The sequence below is a fragment of the Flavobacterium sp. 11 genome, from assembly GCF_002754315.1.
In the GTDB taxonomy this organism is placed as follows: domain Bacteria; phylum Bacteroidota; class Bacteroidia; order Flavobacteriales; family Flavobacteriaceae; genus Flavobacterium; species Flavobacterium algoritolerans.
The window spans coordinates 215,522-233,606 of sequence record NZ_PEFE01000001.1; the positions used below are offsets into that span (position 1 = coordinate 215,522).

Annotated in this window: 16 protein-coding genes; all 16 read right to left on the reverse strand. The window is 31.9% G+C overall.

The genetic code is table 11. The annotated features are described in order from the left end of the window. Position 1: 1 nt before the first annotated feature. Entirely contained in the window at positions 2-898 is an 897-nt protein-coding gene (locus CLV00_RS00915) for a glycosyltransferase family 2 protein (RefSeq protein ID WP_099713413.1), read from the reverse strand. Further along, positions 891-1,934, reverse strand: a complete 1,044-nt coding sequence (locus CLV00_RS00920) for a glycosyltransferase family 4 protein (protein ID WP_099713414.1) — start codon at positions 1,932-1,934, stop codon at positions 891-893. The genes CLV00_RS00915 and CLV00_RS00920 overlap by 8 nt, the downstream gene beginning before the upstream one ends. Then, positions 1,931-3,070: an EpsG family protein gene (locus tag CLV00_RS00925; protein WP_099713415.1), complete on the reverse strand. Its 1,140-nt coding sequence runs from the start codon at positions 3,068-3,070 to the stop codon at positions 1,931-1,933. Before CLV00_RS00925 ends, CLV00_RS00920 begins: the two co-directional genes overlap by 4 nt. Further along, positions 3,071-4,135 (reverse strand): hypothetical protein, encoded by a 1,065-nt coding sequence (locus CLV00_RS00930; RefSeq protein ID WP_099713416.1) that lies wholly within the window; start codon positions 4,133-4,135, stop codon positions 3,071-3,073. A gap of 184 nt (positions 4,136-4,319) precedes the next feature. After that, positions 4,320-5,633, reverse strand: coding sequence for an oligosaccharide flippase family protein (locus CLV00_RS00935; protein WP_099713417.1), 1,314 nt, complete (start codon positions 5,631-5,633; stop codon positions 4,320-4,322). A gap of 34 nt (positions 5,634-5,667) precedes the next feature. Then, positions 5,668-6,561: a glycosyltransferase gene (locus CLV00_RS00940; protein WP_099713418.1), complete on the reverse strand. Its 894-nt coding sequence runs from the start codon at positions 6,559-6,561 to the stop codon at positions 5,668-5,670. Positions 6,562-6,570: 9 nt separating this feature from the next. Then, positions 6,571-7,434: an SDR family oxidoreductase gene (locus CLV00_RS00945; protein WP_099713419.1), complete on the reverse strand. Its 864-nt coding sequence runs from the start codon at positions 7,432-7,434 to the stop codon at positions 6,571-6,573. A gap of 8 nt (positions 7,435-7,442) precedes the next feature. Further along, on the reverse strand, positions 7,443-8,561 hold the full coding sequence (gene wecB, locus CLV00_RS00950) for a non-hydrolyzing UDP-N-acetylglucosamine 2-epimerase (protein WP_099716180.1): 1,119 nt from the start codon (positions 8,559-8,561) through the stop codon (positions 7,443-7,445). Positions 8,562-8,563: 2 nt separating this feature from the next. Next, a complete protein-coding gene (locus CLV00_RS00955) occupies positions 8,564-8,974 on the reverse strand; it encodes a WxcM-like domain-containing protein (RefSeq protein WP_099713420.1) in 411 nt (136 codons plus the stop codon). A gap of 6 nt (positions 8,975-8,980) precedes the next feature. Next, entirely contained in the window at positions 8,981-9,976 is a 996-nt protein-coding gene (locus CLV00_RS00960) for a polysaccharide biosynthesis protein (protein ID WP_099713421.1), read from the reverse strand. Positions 9,977-9,989: 13 nt separating this feature from the next. Then, positions 9,990-11,264, reverse strand: a complete 1,275-nt coding sequence (locus tag CLV00_RS00965) for a nucleotide sugar dehydrogenase (RefSeq protein WP_099713422.1) — start codon at positions 11,262-11,264, stop codon at positions 9,990-9,992. Positions 11,265-11,335: 71 nt separating this feature from the next. Then, positions 11,336-12,304, reverse strand: a complete 969-nt coding sequence (locus CLV00_RS00970; protein ID WP_099713423.1) for an SDR family oxidoreductase — start codon at positions 12,302-12,304, stop codon at positions 11,336-11,338. Then, positions 12,301-13,365 (reverse strand): Wzz/FepE/Etk N-terminal domain-containing protein, encoded by a 1,065-nt coding sequence (locus CLV00_RS00975; protein ID WP_099716181.1) that lies wholly within the window; start codon positions 13,363-13,365, stop codon positions 12,301-12,303. The genes CLV00_RS00970 and CLV00_RS00975 overlap by 4 nt, the downstream gene beginning before the upstream one ends. Before the next feature lie 162 nt (positions 13,366-13,527). After that, a complete protein-coding gene (locus CLV00_RS00980; RefSeq protein ID WP_099713424.1) occupies positions 13,528-15,942 on the reverse strand; it encodes an SLBB domain-containing protein in 2,415 nt (804 codons plus the stop codon). Positions 15,943-16,470: 528 nt separating this feature from the next. Continuing rightward, complete coding sequence (locus CLV00_RS00985; RefSeq protein WP_233206837.1) at positions 16,471-16,866, reverse strand: endonuclease domain-containing protein; 396 nt, start codon at positions 16,864-16,866, stop codon at positions 16,471-16,473. Between the two features lie 203 nt (positions 16,867-17,069). Continuing rightward, positions 17,070-18,077 carry a mannose-1-phosphate guanylyltransferase gene (locus tag CLV00_RS00990; RefSeq protein ID WP_099713425.1) on the reverse strand — a complete coding sequence of 336 codons (1,008 nt, stop codon included), beginning with the start codon at positions 18,075-18,077 and terminating at the stop codon, positions 17,070-17,072. Between the last annotated feature and the right edge of the window lie 8 nt (positions 18,078-18,085).

The following is an 18,085-nucleotide window of genomic DNA, read 5'->3' on the forward strand; positions in this document are numbered from 1 at the left end:
ACTAAAATTTAATAATCATGATAAAAAACTCTTTGAACCTCATACTCATATTATAGCATCGCATAATTTTAATTTTCTGCAATAAAGAAGTTTCTTGGGACGTAATTTTAAGATAGCCCTCAAGCAACTTATTTTTAGGATATTTTTCATTAAACAGTGACTCGATGAGTTTTCTATCCTCTATTTGAAAAAAATCAAACCGTTCAGCTAAAAAGTTGTTTTTAAGTTTCTTAATAAAACTTGAACTTCCAACTAAATTTGAAGAATGTTGCCTATAATTCATTAATGGTTGGTTTACATAAAACCTAAAGCCCATAATTTCCGCACAAAGATGTGTATATCGATCATGAAGGTACACATTATTTATAAATGGGTAAATTTCTTCTTTTAATGATTTGTTTATAAGTGACGAAGCTCCTTGAACATAAAATTTAAACAGTGATTTATTCAACCCATATTGCATCGGTTTATTTCCTTTAAACAAGCCTTTTATTTTTAAATTCTCATCCGTTACGTAACAATCTGAATGGATTAAAATAGGTGTGTGTGTGTTTAATTCCGTTTCCCTTCTCAACATCTCTTCTAATAGCAATTCAATTTTGTTTTCTATCCAAACATCATCTTGATCACAATACATTATGTATTCAGCATCACTAATTCCTAATAAAAAATTAACATTAGAAACCAGTCCTAAATTTCTTCCCGTGTCAGTAAATATAATTATCCTATCATCAATTTTTGCTAATCTTTGAATAATGCTATTTGTTTCATCTTCACTACCATCATCTCTTATAAGGATATTAATATTTTTATAAGTTTGATTAAGTAAGGATTTAATTTGTTCCTCTATAAATTTTTCTCCGTTATATGTCGGCAATAACACATCTACTCTATGCATTTTTAATAATATTTATATAACGATTACCCCAAACTTGATATGAATAGTCTGACTCAATTTTATTTCTTCCTGATTTACCAAATCGCTCTCTAAGAGATTCATTCAAAATAAGTTCTTCTAGTTTATTGTACCAATCTTTATCATCCTTAATTATAAATCCATCCATTCCGTTCTTAACAATTTCTTCATTTGCTGGAGCTGCGGACGCAACAACTGGCAGACCTGAAGCCATGTATTGAATTAGCTTAAAACCACACTTGCCATTTTCCCACATTGTACTTTTCAAAGGCATAATTCCGATATCTGCAGAAACCAGTTCATCAGCCTCAGTCTCAGAATTCCACTCTACCAATTCTACATCTACACCTTCAATAATTATATCCGCACCAATCACTTTTAATTTTATTAAGTATTTTTTAGACAACTGTTGCAAAACTGGAATTACAATTTGAAGATATTTAACAGTAGATGGGGAACCGATCCAAACTATAGTAACTACTTTGATTTGATAATCTTGCTTCACTTTCCTGTAATCATCTAAATTAACAACTGTGGGTAAATAGATTAAATTATTGCTTTTAAATTCTTCAAAATACCAATGATTTCCTACGGTTACAAACTTAGCGTCCATAACTAATTTTTGTATTTTATTTCCTAAAAAAAGACGTTTAAATTTATTTTCTTTATACTGTGTTGCAATATAATCATCAAAATCTAATGCATACAATTTCGATTTTAGAAAAAAAGATTCAATAAAATAAGGCGCATTAGGGAATAATTCTTTTTCTATTATTATCAGATCATACTGTTTCGAATTAAACAGTAAAAAAATAATTCTTGTTAAAACTGAAAAAACACTTTGAATTAAAGATTTTATTTTTTTTTCTCTATACAAATCCAAAACATAATTACTGTCAAGCAATGGCTTGAAATAATACTGTATCTCATTTTCATCAAAATATCGTTTGTAATTATACGCTCTATATCTTGACGAGGCACCATCGCTGTTATATTTTGTTAAGAATAATATTTTCATAAATTTTCAAAATTAAAAAGTTCAGCAATAGAATCAAAAAAATAATTACTAGTAAACGTTTTATTTATTACTTCAAAATATTCGAAATTATTAACCATTAAAAATTGTATGTAAAAAAGACTCAAATTACAAAAAATGACTCCAATTACAATTAATTTAGCTGAAAACCTTTTCTTGCTCTTAATAAATGCATATATAATTATTGATAAATAAACAATTACAATAATATGAATATTTTGAGTTATTCTAGAAAAATCACGTATAAAATACTGAAACAGAATCATGAAATTGGAAAATTGAATAAGATCAATAAATAACGGAATATTTTTAACATATTTTTCTTCAAGGAGCGGATAGTATACACTAGAATATTTATTATGGAAATAGATAACAATATTATTAATAATAAAAAAAGGAAGAAATAAGGCAATCGTTCCAGCAAAAGTCCCAACAATTTCTGATTCTGCATAAAGAAGTAATTTGGGGTCAACTAAAACCAATAATGGATCTATTATGCTTTTGGGTGTAAGTCCTAACAAACAAGTCCCAACTATAATTATTATATTACAAGTAACTTGTCTTCTAAAAAATTTAAAATTCCTTAATATAAGAAATATTAACATCATAAATATCGAAAGATGACATAGAAAGGCTAGCACAATCAAAATATAGAACACCAGCTTTTTCTTCTTGAAAAATTGCAGAGAAAACAAAAATATTGTAAACCCTAAAAAAAAACGAATTTGGGTAATGTCAGGGAAAAATGGGATAAAAAAAAAATTAAATAACACAAAAACGGGAAGGGGGCTATATTTAAATATAGAATATAAAAACAATGAAAAAGTTAAAAAAGAGAAAACTAATTGATATCCTTGAAAAGAAAGTCCTAAATTTTTACAAGTTTCCATCAGAAAAAGTATAAATGGCTCAACTCGCAATTTTATATAATCTTGATCAAGATCTTCGAAATGTATTTTATAATTATCAAGATCCGGTGAAAATGTATTACAACCTAAAAGGATAAAAAACAATAATCCTACAATAAAAGTGATTGTTATTCTAAATAAATATTTCTTATTAAGATAGAATTCAAAGTAAGACAAAAAAAGCAAAATAAAACTAATAATAAAATACATTTATTTTTTTGAATTATATTTAAAATACTTGCTTAACAAATCTTTCCAGTAAAATTTATGTTTTTCTTTATTTACTTTTTCTTTAATCTCAAACAACCTAGATTTGTCAAAATTATCTATAAATATATTCCAACTATCGAAAGGAACAAAAAAAACCATCTCACTCCCCTCAAAAACATTTTTTAATTCCAATAATGGAGTCGATAAAAATGGAATCCCAGCTGTAATATAAAAAGATGCTTTAGTAGGATAACAAATATTATAATAAAATCTTGATTCATCGTAAGGTATTATTCCGACATCGCATTTAGAAATTAAATAATGAGCATAATCTTCCTGAAATTTTCCTAAGTAAAAAATATTATCAGATAGCCCATAATCTAACATCCATTCGCCCCATTCACCCATAAGAATTAAAATTTCTTTTCTATTGTTAAACTTTGAAATTAAAGCCTCAATTTGTCTACCTTTATTCAAACCTCCAGCGTAAACAAACTTAGTTTCGGCAGAACTGAAACAATTATGCAATGGCTCAGAATTCGAAAAATATTTTATCTCATTTGAGCCATTAATTATCACTTCATAATTTAATTTAAATTTATCATTAATATATTTCCCCATTTCATGAGAAGCAAATATGTATTTTGTATTCTTTAAATTATATAATTTATCTTGAAAAATTTTGTAGATTTCTTGAACAACCAGTTCTAAGTCCTTGGCCTGTTCATAAGGTAAATCATTAACTTCAATAGTTACATCATTACGATTTGAAGTATATTCCATTAATTTAAATACAAGTGTTCTTATCCAATCATATTTCAAAATAGGTATAGGAAATAAAACGATTAGAGTTCCTTGATGAATAAAAAATTCATTATCCTTAGAGAATAGCATAATTCTCAAAATACTTAACAAAAAGGCAAATCGAACAAAAGGATTTGAGCTGTAAACAGGTAGTACTAATGCATCCTTCTGAGTAAAATACTCCCTAAAAGCCTTGTTTCTAGACTGTCCACCATCATTAAAACCTTCTAAAAAATGTCCTATATAATATATCTTATTCATTAATAACAATCAATTATCTAAATTTAAATTCTCATTTTTAAGTAATATTTTAAAACTTACCAACTCCAGATCTATATCTCCATAAAAGCTAGAGCATCCCAAATATCTTTTTTAATTGATCATAAATTTTATCAATTAACTTTTTACTTCATTTACTCATATATTTTTTATCAAAACAATTAAATTATATATTTTTAATATTTGTAATTTGTGATATTACATTTTTAAATTTAAAATTGTCTTTTTTAAATAAAACTAGACCTCTGTTTCTTAAAATAATATAAAATGAAATACAAATTAATACTTCTGTAAACAGATAACTTATACTTGTTCCAATATAACTAAAATAATAGCCCAATATTAAGTTTAACACGACACTAAAGCAAGCTGCAAAGCTGGTGATTTTTAAAAACAAATTATCCATATTTAAATTAAGCATAGTTTGAATTCCCATTAAGCTACTCATTGCAGAAATTAAAGGAAGAAAACTTAAAATCTGTACACTAATTATTGACCCTTCAAAACTTTTTCCATATATTAAAAAAACAACAAAAGGGGCTAATATCAAAATCCCAAGACAAACTGTAGCTGTAAAATAAAAAACTAGAGGTACAATTTTTCTTAACTTGTTTATACCGTTTTCTTGGCTTTCTGAAAAAGCCCTGCCAATATATGGATATAGTGATGATGCAAGTGGAATATTAACAACACCTTGAACTATAATTATAAAGCTAACAGCGGTGGTATAATAACCTATGGTTTTAGTTTCTTGAAAAAGTCCCAAAATAATTATATTTGTTGTTGTATAAAGTGAAAAAATTATTGAAGAAAAGAAAACTGACCTTACCTCCTTTAAAATATTTAATGAGTGCTTTATAGAATAAAAATTAAATTTAATTTTAATAACAAATATTACATATAAAATAGAAATCAAGCTGATTAAAAAATTACTAAAAACACCTATACTAGCATATAATTGCAAATCATCCTTTTTCGACACAAAAAGAAAAATTAAACTTGTATTAATAATACCTTTTAACACCGTTACTACACTTAATATAGGTAATTTTTGCAATCCTTGAAATATGTACTGAGGAGTCAAAAGAGCTGAAATAACATTTAAAAATAATATCAATGATAGCATTAGATTTTTACTTAAAAGAGGTATTACACTAACACAAATCAAAAAAGCGGCTACCGACACGATAAACAATAATACTCTAGCGCAAGTTACTTCGGAAAAAACTATAGAACGAATCTCTAAATTGTCCGGATCAACTGCAATCTTTCTTGTCGCTGTAAAATCAAAACCATAATTTATTATCAGAATAAAATAACTAACAAAGGCTGTAATATAATTTATCACTCCAAAACCCTCAGGCCCTATTATTCTTGAAACATATGGTATAGTTATTAACGGAAAAATATAGTTAACCACTTGAACAATACCTAAAGAGGCAATATTCTTTAGAAGAGTTCTATTTTTAGAAGGCTCCATTAACTTTTATTAAATTCATTATTAGGAAATTATTCTAAAATTTTCTTTGCATTTCATATCTTATCTTGAGCCAATAGTTCCTAATAGTTAGAATAACATACCGTTTATTGTTTTGGCGATGATTGCCTATAGTTAGGAAATTAGCCCTATAATGGAACGAATTTTTAGTTATGTTATTAAAAATACTTTTATTTCTTGAGGCCTTCTCATTTATATATTTCTCTTTTTGATCATCTACAGAGATTTGTTTTACATAATGATTTTGATGAATAACTTTATTATTATCAACAAACTTAATATGCATTCGTTTTTGTTTAACCCTAAATATAAACTCATCATCATCATATCCATGTCCTAAAGCATACCGTGGATCAAAACCTCCTAAATCTACTAAATCACTTGTCATTATAGCGGTACAAAAATGATAAGAACTAGGACGATATCTAGAATGATTATACCATCCTAAACCTCCATCCGTTTGTACTACGTGTGAATTATTTGCAATTAGTGATAAGATATTGTCACTATCAAAAAATAACTCATCATCATCTGTATTTTTTTTATCTAAAGAATAACAACCGAAACTTAAGTAATCATTTGTTTTTAGATGGGTGGCTACATATTCCAGTATATTATCAAAGTGATAACATTCCGGATTTTGAAGTATTATTTTATCTCCTTTAGCTTCTTCAAAACCCCTATTAAATGGAATACAGGGATTACTGTACCATTTATCAGACTTTTCTAAACGAATAATTCTTAAAAAGGGATAAATTTGTTGTAAATCTTCCAACCGCTCTTCTTCCTCACTGCCGTCATCAACAACAATAAATTCAAAATCAATCGTACCATAATTCGAATTCATACTCTCTAAAGTACGAATCAATAACTTTCTGCGATTAAAATAAGCAGTCACTACAGAAATCATAATAAAATTTTATAAATAGTGAGAATAAATACTGGCATGCTGTAAAATCCAGTCCTTTTGACTTTCCAACATCTTTTCATAATTAGGCACTTGATAGTCAAAATCAGTTCGGATACTCACTAAACTTTTATCAACGTGGTAATTCCCGTTAGGCTCAATTGTCATTTTACCATTTTTATAAATAGAATTAAATAGAGAGATTAAATTATATTTATCAATCTTAGAAGAGGGCGCTACTTGAATTAAGCCACTAATATTTTGGTTAATAATTTCAAGTACAACTTTTGCTAATTCCAAAGTGGTTAAGCCGGACCAAAAAGCATTCGTAAACCCTTTTAATACTTCCCCATCTGATTGAGACATAAACCAATGAAATAAACCGATGCCATTTTGATTCAATTCTGGTCCTATAATAGAGGTACGAATCGTTACATCTTTAGCATTTGTTAATTCTCCTAATGCTTTAGACTGGGCATAAAAACCAGTTCCATTTTTGATGTCATTTTCAGTATATCCGCCTTCTTTACCCGAAAAAACACAATCGGTACTAATGTGAATTACTTTCGTCTGTATTTCTTTTGTAATTCCTTCTAAATAATGAGGGAAATAACTATTAAACCAAATGGCTTTTGATGGATAGTCCTCTGCATCTTTATTTAAAATTCCGATACAATTTACCACATAATCAAATTGATTTGCTATAAAAAGAGAACGCAATTGTGCAGTATCTGAAACATCAATATCAAACAGTTTAGGAGTTGATTCAATATTTCTGGCTAAACCATAAACATCATACAATTTACTTTCCTCAAAATAATTGTAAAGCATATGACCTGCCATGCCTTTAATCCCTATTACTAATATTTTTTTCATTTGATAAATTATTTATCCCAAATTACTTTATTAATAATTGAAGTGTAACTCTGAATTGCTTTAATGACACGGGCAGAAGTGTTAGTCACTTCGTATTCCTTTGGTAATTCAATATTTACATCAAACAGACCTCTGGAAATTTCAATGGCGTTCAATACTTGATCTGTAGTTATCCCTCCCAAAACAATAGTCCCTGCGTCTATTGCTTCAGGTCTTTCTGTACTTGTTCGAATACTTACAGCTGGAAACCCCATCATCGCTGATTCCTCGCTAATGGTTCCACTGTCCGAAAGTACAACAAAAGCATTTTTTTGCAACTGAACGTAATCAAAAAAGCCTAAAGGCGGTACATTGGAAATTAACGGATGAAATTTTATTTTATTTTTTTCAATCCGATTCTTTGTACGGGGGTGTGTAGAAAAGATAACGGGCATCTGATATTTTTCAGCTACTTGATTTAAAGATTCCGCTAATATTTCAAAATGATTATCCAAATCAATATTTTCTTCACGATGCGCGCTCACTACTATATAGTGCTGATTTTTTAAATCCAAGCGGAAAACAACGTCACTATTTAGAATTTGCTCCTTATATTTTAATAAGACTTCTTTCAAAGGAGATCCCGTAACAAATACATGATCTTTTCGAAAACCTTCACTCAGTAAATAACGACGGCTATTCTCTGTATAAGTTAAATTAATATCACTGATATGATCCGAAATCTTACGATTAATTTCTTCAGGCACATTTTGGTCAAAACAACGGTTACCCGCTTCCATATGGAAAATAGGAATTTTCAATCGCTTAGCGGCAATAGTACTCAACACGCTGTTGGTATCTCCTAAAACTAATAAAGCATCAGGCAGCTCTTTTGATAAAATTTCATACGATTTTGAAATTACGTTGCCAATCGTTTCTCCTAAATGATTTCCCGCAACATTCAAAAAATAATCTGGTTTTCTCAAACCTAAATCTTCAAAAAAGATTTCGTTTAATTCGTAATCGTAATTTTGGCCCGTATGAATTAAAACATGCTCAAAATAGATATCACATTTTTTGATACATTCAGCTAAACGTATAATTTCAGGGCGCGTTCCTAAAATTGTTGCTACTTTTAATTTCTTCATATTTATTTCCATTGAGTTGGATTAAATTTATAATTATCCGCTACTTCTCCCATCTTATAATTGGAAAAAACCAGCAATTTAGAATCAGCTTCTAAAGCCTGGATAGAAGAAGCATAACCCGCCTCAACAAGTAAGACATCCAGTGTTTTAGAGTCAAGCTCAAACGACCTTACTTCTAGACCATCAGAAGGACATTCAAAATTATCAATTTCCACTAATTTGATTAAAAATTTGCCTTTAACTGCAATAAACCATCTTTTTTCAATTTGATGGCCTTGCCATGCTCTTTGTATTGATAAATCCGCATTCTCGATAAAATACATGCGTTTTACCTCAGAAAGATCCAGTTCATTATTAAATGATAATGTGCCTCTTTCATCTGCAAAAGTATTTCCAATTATTGTAGTAAGCATTTTTATTTAGTCTTGAAATAGGTCAAGTTTTTTTAATAGCACTTTTACCCCTTCAACATCTTCTCGTTTTGTGTTATGCGAATTGTAATCTTCAATTTCTGGTTGAATCTCTTTTCCTTCGGAGAAATATTTAGCGTAATTTAAATCACGGTTGTCAGATGGGATACGATAAAAATCACCCATATCTTCTGCTTTCATCATTTCTTCACGAGTACATAAAGTTTCATAAAGTTTTTCTCCGTGTCTGGTTCCTATAACTTTAATTTCGCTTTTTATGTTTTTTAATTGACAGACAGCTTCAGCTAAATCACCTATTGTGGCAGCAGGAGCTTTATTTACGAATAAATCACCTGAGTTACCGTGTTCAAAGGCAAATAATACCAATTCAACAGCTTCTTCTAACGACATTAAAAAACGGGTCATATTAGGATCAGTAACAGTTAACACTTCCCCTTTTTTGATTTGAGATAAAAACAACGGAATAACGGAACCACGAGAAGCCATTACGTTTCCGTAACGGGTCAGACAAACTGTAGTATCTGTTAAGTTTCGCGCTTCTGCTATCGCAACTTTTTCCATCATGGCTTTAGAAATCCCCATAGCGTTGATTGGATAAGCTGCTTTATCGGTTGACAAACAGATCACTTTATTAACCTTATTGGAAGCTGCTGCACGAATAACATTTTGTGTCCCTTCTACATTGGTTTTTACGGCCTGCATAGGGAAAAATTCACAAGATGGCACTTGTTTTAATGCTGCTGCATGGAATACATAATCAACATCGTGCATAGCATATTGTATACTATTGTAATCTCTTACATCACCAATAAAATATTTAATTTTATCATTTTTATAAAAATTACGCATGTCATCTTGCTTTTTTTCATCACGTGAAAAAATACGGATTTCTTTAAAATGATCGGTATGCAAAAAACGGTTCAAAACAGCACTTCCAAAGGAGCCTGTTCCACCAGTGATTAATAAAACTTTATCTTTAAACATAATCTATTAATTATTATAATTTACCATCCGTTTCAACTCCCAAAATCCCTTTAACATCATATAACACACTCGTTTTATTTTGTAACGCTGTAAAATCTAATAATAAAAACTCTTTATGCGCAACTCCTAATACAACTACATCAAATTTTTTATTAGGTAAATTAGTAGTACTTTCCAGTTCATATTCATATTTTACTACTTTTGGATTTGCCCACGGATCATAAATATTTACCTTAATTCCATAATCCGTTAATGCTGTTATGACATCGACAATTTTAGTATTACGAACATCGGGACAATTTTCTTTAAAAGTAATACCTAACATCAATAGACTGCCTCCATTCACAACAATTCCTTTTTTAATCATTAGTTTCACGATTTGTGAAGCTACATATTCTCCCATACTATCATTCAATCTACGACCAGCCAATATAATTTCAGGATGATATCCAAATTCCTGAGCACGTTGCGCTAAATAATAGGGATCCACCCCTATACAGTGTCCTCCCACCAAACCAGGCTTAAATGGTAAAAAATTCCATTTGGTGCCAGCTGCTTCTAAAACTGCGTGGGTATCAATATCCATTAAATTAAATATTTTAGCCAATTCATTTACAAAAGCAATATTGATATCACGCTGTGAATTTTCAATTACTTTGGCCGCTTCTGCAACTTTAATACAAGGGGCTAAATGAGTCCCAGCAGTAATGACACTTTTGTACAATTCATCTACTACAACACCTATTTCAGGAGTAGAACCAGCAGTAACTTTTAAAATTTTTTCTACCGTATGTTCTTTGTCTCCTGGATTAATTCTTTCTGGAGAATAGCCCGCAAAAAAATCAACGTTAAATTTTAATCCTGATATTTTCTCCAAAACAGGCACACATTCTTCTTCTGTCACTCCAGGATATACGGTAGACTCATATACTACTATATCTCCTTTTTTCAAAACCTTCCCAACTGTTTCACTTGCTTTATAAAGTGGGGTTAAATCAGGTCGATTGTTTTTATCAACTGGTGTCGGGACAGTAACAATATATATATTACACCCCTTTAGAGTTTCTAAATCATTTGTACAATAAAGTCCATTTTTATTTGAAAAAGTATCTACTAAAACTGCTTGTAAAATTTCATCTTCCACTTCAAGAGTACTATCGTGACCTACATTTAGTTCCGAAATTCTGACTTTATTTATGTCAAATCCTACAGTAGGGTATTTAGTAGCAAATAATCTAGCTAAAGGAAGCCCTACATAACCTAGTCCAATAATGGCAATTTTTTTCATTTTATATTTTAATCTAGAAATTTAGGTAACATACTCCACTAATTATTTCAAAGTGACACACCTTTAACGACTTATCGTTTTAAATTATTATAATACCAAGAAACCGCTTCTTTTAGCCCGTCTTGAATCGAAAATTGAGGTTCATACCCCAATAACTTTTTAGCTTTCTTAATACTGGCCAAAGAATGGGGAATGTCTCCAGCCCTATTAGAGCCATGTATCACTTCAACATCTCCTATTTTAGAATCAAAAGCCGATAAATTTTCTTTCAATAGGCCTACCAATTGAGTTAGAGTGGTCCTGTCTCCAAAAGCGGTATTGTAAACCGTATTAATAGCCTCTGGATTTTGAGTGGTCATAGCCAATTCATTCATTTGGATTACATTATCGATATAAGTAAAATCACGAGAATAATTACCATCACCATTGATAATAGGACTTTCATAATTCATAAATTGCATGACAAACTTTGGTATAACAGCTGCATAAGCACCGTTGGGATCTTGTTTTCTTCCAAATACATTAAAATAACGCAAGCCTATTGTTTCTAAGCCATACGTTTTGCTGAAAATTTCAGCATACAACTCATTCACATATTTAGTTATGGCATAAGGAGAAAGCGGTTTCCCTATTACTTCTTCTACTTTTGGCAATCCCACAGAATCTCCATAAGTGGACGAACTTGCCGCATACACAAATCGTTTTACTTTTGCATCACGCGAAGCGGTAAGCATATTTAAAAAACCGGAAACATTTACGTCATTAGTTGTAATGGGATCATTGATAGAACGTGGAACAGAACCTAAAGCGGCTTGATGCAAAACATAATCAACTCCTTCTACTGCCTTTTGACAATCTGATAAATTACGAATATCACCTTCTATCAAGGTAAAATTAGGATTATCGAAACAAGCAGCTAAGTTATACCTATGTCCAGTGGCAAAATTATCTAGACAAACCACTTGATAGCCTTTATTCAAAAAGTACTCACTTAAGTTTGACCCTATAAAACCAGCTCCTCCCGTTATTAAAATTTTCATGAAATAGACTTTATTAGTTTCTTAAATATTAAACCCAACACCACTAAAAATCCCGCTAAAAAACCACCCATTACAATCCCTTTTGCTTTCCCAAATTTCTCTTTTTTCAAAGGCAAAATAGGTCGATCAATCACTTGAATTAATGGCGTTTCTTTACGTAACGTCACTTTAGCCAATTCAGTTTGTTTGACCAATTCAGTTAAGATAGCCGTATTCGCCTGTACATCTACCTGTCTGCGGGCAGAAGGAGCACGACGTACATTCATGGCGGGGTTCAAACCAAAAGTATTGTCATTGGCAACCGCCACACCGGTAATCGCTCCATTAAGGGCACCACGAATGGAATCCGTTTGTCGTTCCAGAATATCCATATTCTCGCGTGCTTTTTTACTTTTAGTAGTCACATAAAAATCAGATACCTCTTTAACTAAGGCTTCGGTAAAATATTTGGCGAACAATTCATTGGGCGAAGACATATCAATAGTTATAATCGCTACTTTTTTATCTTTTTGACCTACAACTAATCCAGTTTTAGACAAGTCTTGATACATAACACCCAAGATACTGTCATGCACTCTGGTAAAATAGGTACGCTTGGTATCGGGTAAAAACTGGATAGCCTTAAATTTCGGTTTGTCGTTCCATTGGTCTCTCCATCCGTTATTCTGAATATACATCTCCGCCAAAGAAATAGCCTTTCCATCAATAACGACTGGGCTCAATAAGGTTTGTTCCACCATAGCACGGGACTTGAACAACTCAGTCAAATTGGATCCGGTAAAGATACTGCCGCCACCGCCACCTAAATCAATCCCAAACGAACTCGCCAAGCCTAAAGCACCTCCCAATCCGCCTCCTCCTTTTTCGTCTTCTAATGCAAAAGACAAAGTAGCCGTATAAACCGGTTTTTTACTAAAAGAATAGGCCAAGCCCAAACCTGCTCCTATAATTCCTGCTAAAACAATAATTTTCCATTGTGAAAGTAAATAAGCAAACCATTCTCTTCCTTTTTCCAGTAATTCTTTTAAAGATATTTCGTCGTTGGGATTTTGTTCGTTCATTTTTATCAAGATTTTACGCTTGTATTTTATTAATTATTTAAATGTGTATTCTAAACGGTGTCGACAAAAACGGGTTGTCTGTTTTCATTTGTCTCCCTTTAGGGTCGGGGTAAAACAAATGAAATCTGCTATCTATCATCTTTCACTTCTCACTACTCACTATTACCTAATAAGTGCAATCACAATCCCTGCCAAACTCGCCAGTACACCCGCAATACTCACCACCTCACCGGTACCCAACTTTTTTCGTTCCGGTTTTTCAGGCACTATAATTTGAGAACCTGGTTTCACTTTGGGATAGGATCTAATGAATAGAAACGAACTGGCTACATCCGCTTTACCATTAGGATAAATAATATAGGCTTTTTTCTTCCAGCCTTTCGCATCTACGCCACCTACAGCATCTAAATAATAAGCAAATGACTTTCCTTTATCATAAGGAATCTCAGAAGTCAACAATACATTCCCTGTCACTTTAACGCCTTCATTAAAAGTCGCCACTTCAATTTCATCACCGGGGAACAAAGTCACATTGGTGCTGCTATTTTGATTTTTAACAATGGCTTTCCAATCTACAGGAATTATAGCAAACTTCAAGTCTTCTTTCAATTTTTTAGCGAGCTTATTTTGAATACTGTCTTTGGCACCCAAATTCAAATCTACGCTTTCTACCGCTTCAATTTGTTTCGCTTGAATAGGTCTTTTTATTTTAACACCTTCTACATTTGCCAAAGAAGTCAATCCGCCAGCTCTTTGCACAACATCATATACTTTGTCTTTCTTATGTGCCAATACATATTTACCAGCATAATGCACCGCTCCGTTTACCGATACCATTTCCGGTTTGTCATATACCGCCATTTTACGGATATTAACCACATCAAATGGCTGCAATTCAAAGTTTTTTAACTGCTCGTTGTTATTGGCCGTAATTTCGATATTAAACAATTCCGCTTTATTAGGATTAAGGTCATCAATTTCTTCTGATTGAATCATTCGCGCAACTTCCACTCTTTTAGAAGCAGAACCGGTTAATCCGCCAGCCTGTACCAATAAATCATTTAAAGTAAGATTCTCATGATACTCATAAACCCCGGGTTTTTTAATTTCACCGTCAATCGTTATTTTATAGTCTTCAACGAAATCTAAAATAGAATACACCGTTACGATGTCTTCTTTATGCAAGGCAATATCAGCTTCTAAATCTCCTTCTAAGGCTTTCGCCAAATTCACGTTGACGATTTCCGTAGTCAAGTCTGATTGCAATCGAATGATTCTGGCTCTATTGCTATAAGCATCTTCTTTTAACCCTTCGGCTTTTGCAATCAAATCAGAGATGCGCATGCCTTCATAAAAAGAATAGGTATCCGGTCTAAAAACGGCACCGTCAATTTTGATACGATTTTCGAAACGGTTTAATATTTTTGACACTCTAAACACATCTCCTGAAAGTGGTTTATAAGAATTAAATTCTGTCGATTTTATGTCTCGCACTTTAAATTCTTTATCCGTTTTTTGCAATACATTCACGGATGCTGTGTAAGCAAATTCATTGAAACCAGAAGCAAATGACAATAAATCGTTAAACGTTTCCCCTTTTTTCATCTCAAAAATACCCGGACGCTTAACCTGTCCTTCAAGGGTGACTCTCTGATTATAGGCTGGAATCCGAATAACATCATTGTCTTTCAACCCAACATTGTCAGATTGGTCTCCATTGACTAAAAAATTATAAATATCTACTTTAGTAAACACTTTGTTATTTCGAATCAATTCAATATTTCTATAACTGCCATTCTTTCCGGGTCCACCGCCTAAAAACAACGCATTATAAACCGTTGCCAAAGAAGAAATAGAATAGTTCCCTGGTTGCTTACTGCCGATTAATGTAACTTTAATTGTTCTGATACGAGTAAGATTAACCGTTACCTGTGATTGCCCTGAACGTACAGTGCTATAAACACCCGCTATAGCATTTCTAATTTTTTGGGTGGCAGCCTCGATAGTCATTCCCGAAACCGGAATCTGACCCACATATTGAATTGTTACTTTTCCCTCAACACTCACAGGAATGCTGGCGTTAAATTCCTGCACACCATAAACACTGACTTGTAATTCATCACCGGGTCCTAAAATGTAATTAACGGGTGTGGCCAATTTCAGATTAGGTTCAAAATTTAAAGTGGGATTATCAAACAGTTCCGAACCAAAAATTAAGGCATTTAGCGTGTCTTTTACTTTTGTATTGACTATTTTATCTTGTTTTCGGCTTAATTCCCCCTCAGATGCAGTACCATTTTTTGCAGTCTCTGTATTTGTGGCCTGCGCTCCCAATCTCGCTTTTAATTTTGCAAACTCCGTAGCAGACATCCCCTTTGCTAAAGCTATAGGTTCCGCCTGTTCAATAGTCATGTTATTACTTTGCAACTGTGCTTTTATTTTAGCTACATCACCATCGGTTAAATAATCTACTTTTAATGTGCTTAAATCAGTGCTTTTTAACAAATCTTGCGCCAACAAAGTGGAGGACTGAAAAAGTGCTATAAACAATAAAGTGACTGTAATTATTTTTCTCATATCTATTCTAAAATTTAAATTCTTCAAATCTACAATTTGTTAGTCCTATTGTAGTACAATGTATTATATGGCAATAAAAATAGCAACAAGCCCCAATGGCTTCGCCTTGCTAAGTCCCCATTGGGCTTTACCAGATTTTCTTTTCGACAGCAAATTTAGTTTAAAAGATTTAATCTACTATTTATTAAACGAAAAATCTACATAAGATATATTTCATCCTATTCTTACAAATAATTAAATACCAACCCATTAAACAAGCATGTAATTTTATAAAAATTAAAATTTTAAATTAATGTTTTTTTGCCCTTTTTTATTCTCTTTTAAGGACATTAAATAATTTTAAATTCTTCTCCTTAAAAACCTCAAATAAACAAACAACCTTGAAAACCCACCTTCTCGACTCTCTTTAGGGCTGGGACAAAATCAAGAAATATCCGTTATACTTAAAAACAAACAACCTTGAAAACCCTCCTTCTTGGGCTCCCTTTAGGGCTGGGGCAAAACCAAGAACATTCATTATAGAAATATTCAGAAATCATTTTTACAACATTCTTCAATTTTATCCAAAACAGATTCTATTTTATTGATTACTTGCTCATTTGAAAAACGAACAACCTTTAACCCCTGAAAACTTAGAAAATCGCTTCGGTTTTTATCTTTTTCAATTTGGTCTAAATTCAAATGATAATCACCATCTACTTCAATAATAAGTTTATATTGATGGCAATAAAAATCTACAATATAAATACCAATAGGATGTTGCCTTCTAAATTTTAATTCTAAAAACTGATTTAATTTTAATCTATTCCACAAATATATCTCTGCTTCTGTCATGTTTGCACGTAAAGATTGAGCCTTTGAAAACCCACTCATAGGAGCTCCTTTCCACATGCTATCACCATGTTGCAAATCATTCGTGTCCATACTTCAATTTTGAAAATCTAAATTTATCGTTTTTCCCTCTTCCATAAAAAAGCAAAACAAATAACCTTGAATACCCACCTTCTTGGCTCCCTTTAGAGCTGGGGCAAAACCAAGAAATATCCGTTATGCTAAACAAATAATCTTGGGAACACTCCTTCTTGGGCTCCCTTTAGGGTTGGGGCAAAACCAAGAAGGTCCATTTTTCAACTTAACAAATCTGAATTTCCTCGTTCCAACTCATTATATATATTCTTGACATCCTGAGACCTTTCTTTTTGTAAAATCAAATTAGCAGTATCGGTAGAAACGAAAATAGTATTTTTCAATCCAACAAAAGCAGTATAATTGTTGGTTCCAATAACCATATTCCCATTTTTATCAACAGGATGACCGGTAGAAACCAAATAATCATAAACCGATTCAAACGAACCCAAATCAGACCACGCAAATTTTGAGGATACTACTTTTATTTTTTTACTTCGTTCCATAACCGCATAATCAATACTGATAGAAGGGATTTCAAGAGACAAATCTAAATCCAAATTTCCATCTCTATTTGCATCCCATGCTGTTTTTGACTTTTCATAAACATCAGGTGTGAAGAATTTTAACTCATTCAGATACACTCCTGCTTTAAAACAAAACATACCGCTATTCCAAAGAAAATTTCCTTTGGCTATAAAATCAGTAGCGGTTACTTTGTTTGGCTTCTCCCGAAAAGAAATCACATCATCTCCTTTGCGCTCAATATAACCATATCCCGTTTCCGGTTTAGTGGGAATAATCCCAAAAGTAACAATATATCCTTGTGATGCTTTTGCAACTGCTTCTTGAATTGCAGTTTCATATGCTTCCATGTCGTCAATAATATGATCCGATGGGGTAACGATTAAAATAGCATCCGGAGCAGAAGCAAAAGCGGCAAAAGCTATGGCAGCAGCCGTATTTCTGGGAGTGGATTCAACGATGTCAATATAAGACGTATGCGACTTTTCTAAAACTTTTTTACTAAGGTGACAATTATCAATATTCCCTACTACCATAACGGTGTCCGCAATATTGCGGTTACGCTCCACTGTCATCTCAAATAATGACTTTCCATCAAATAATTCAAGATACTGTTTAGGCTTACTTTTACGGGATAATGGCCACAACCGACTTCCTACTCCACCAGTAAGAATGACATGTGTAATTGATTGTTTATTTTCCATGTTTTATT

Excerpts from the sequence above, each read along its gene's own strand:
- CLV00_RS00915 (WP_099713413.1), bottom strand. The coding sequence starts at position 898 with ATGCATAGAGTAGATGTGTTATTGCCGACATATAACGGAGAAAAATTT.
- CLV00_RS00920 (WP_099713414.1), bottom strand. The coding sequence starts at position 1,934 with ATGAAAATATTATTCTTAACAAAATATAACAGCGATGGTGCCTCGTCA.
- CLV00_RS00925 (WP_099713415.1), bottom strand. The coding sequence starts at position 3,070 with ATGTATTTTATTATTAGTTTTATTTTGCTTTTTTTGTCTTACTTTGAA.
- CLV00_RS00930 (WP_099713416.1), bottom strand. The coding sequence starts at position 4,135 with ATGAATAAGATATATTATATAGGACATTTTTTAGAAGGTTTTAATGAT.
- CLV00_RS00935 (WP_099713417.1), bottom strand. The coding sequence starts at position 5,633 with ATGGAGCCTTCTAAAAATAGAACTCTTCTAAAGAATATTGCCTCTTTA.
- CLV00_RS00940 (WP_099713418.1), bottom strand. The coding sequence starts at position 6,561 with ATGATTTCTGTAGTGACTGCTTATTTTAATCGCAGAAAGTTATTGATT.
- CLV00_RS00945 (WP_099713419.1), bottom strand. The coding sequence starts at position 7,434 with ATGAAAAAAATATTAGTAATAGGGATTAAAGGCATGGCAGGTCATATG.
- wecB (WP_099716180.1), bottom strand. The coding sequence starts at position 8,561 with ATGAAGAAATTAAAAGTAGCAACAATTTTAGGAACGCGCCCTGAAATT.
- CLV00_RS00955 (WP_099713420.1), bottom strand. The coding sequence starts at position 8,974 with ATGCTTACTACAATAATTGGAAATACTTTTGCAGATGAAAGAGGCACA.
- CLV00_RS00960 (WP_099713421.1), bottom strand. The coding sequence starts at position 9,976 with ATGTTTAAAGATAAAGTTTTATTAATCACTGGTGGAACAGGCTCCTTT.
- CLV00_RS00965 (WP_099713422.1), bottom strand. The coding sequence starts at position 11,264 with ATGAAAAAAATTGCCATTATTGGACTAGGTTATGTAGGGCTTCCTTTA.
- CLV00_RS00970 (WP_099713423.1), bottom strand. The coding sequence starts at position 12,304 with ATGAAAATTTTAATAACGGGAGGAGCTGGTTTTATAGGGTCAAACTTA.
- CLV00_RS00975 (WP_099716181.1), bottom strand. The coding sequence starts at position 13,365 with ATGAACGAACAAAATCCCAACGACGAAATATCTTTAAAAGAATTACTG.
- CLV00_RS00980 (WP_099713424.1), bottom strand. The coding sequence starts at position 15,942 with ATGAGAAAAATAATTACAGTCACTTTATTGTTTATAGCACTTTTTCAG.
- CLV00_RS00985 (WP_233206837.1), bottom strand. The coding sequence starts at position 16,866 with ATGGACACGAATGATTTGCAACATGGTGATAGCATGTGGAAAGGAGCT.
- CLV00_RS00990 (WP_099713425.1), bottom strand. The coding sequence starts at position 18,077 with ATGGAAAATAAACAATCAATTACACATGTCATTCTTACTGGTGGAGTA.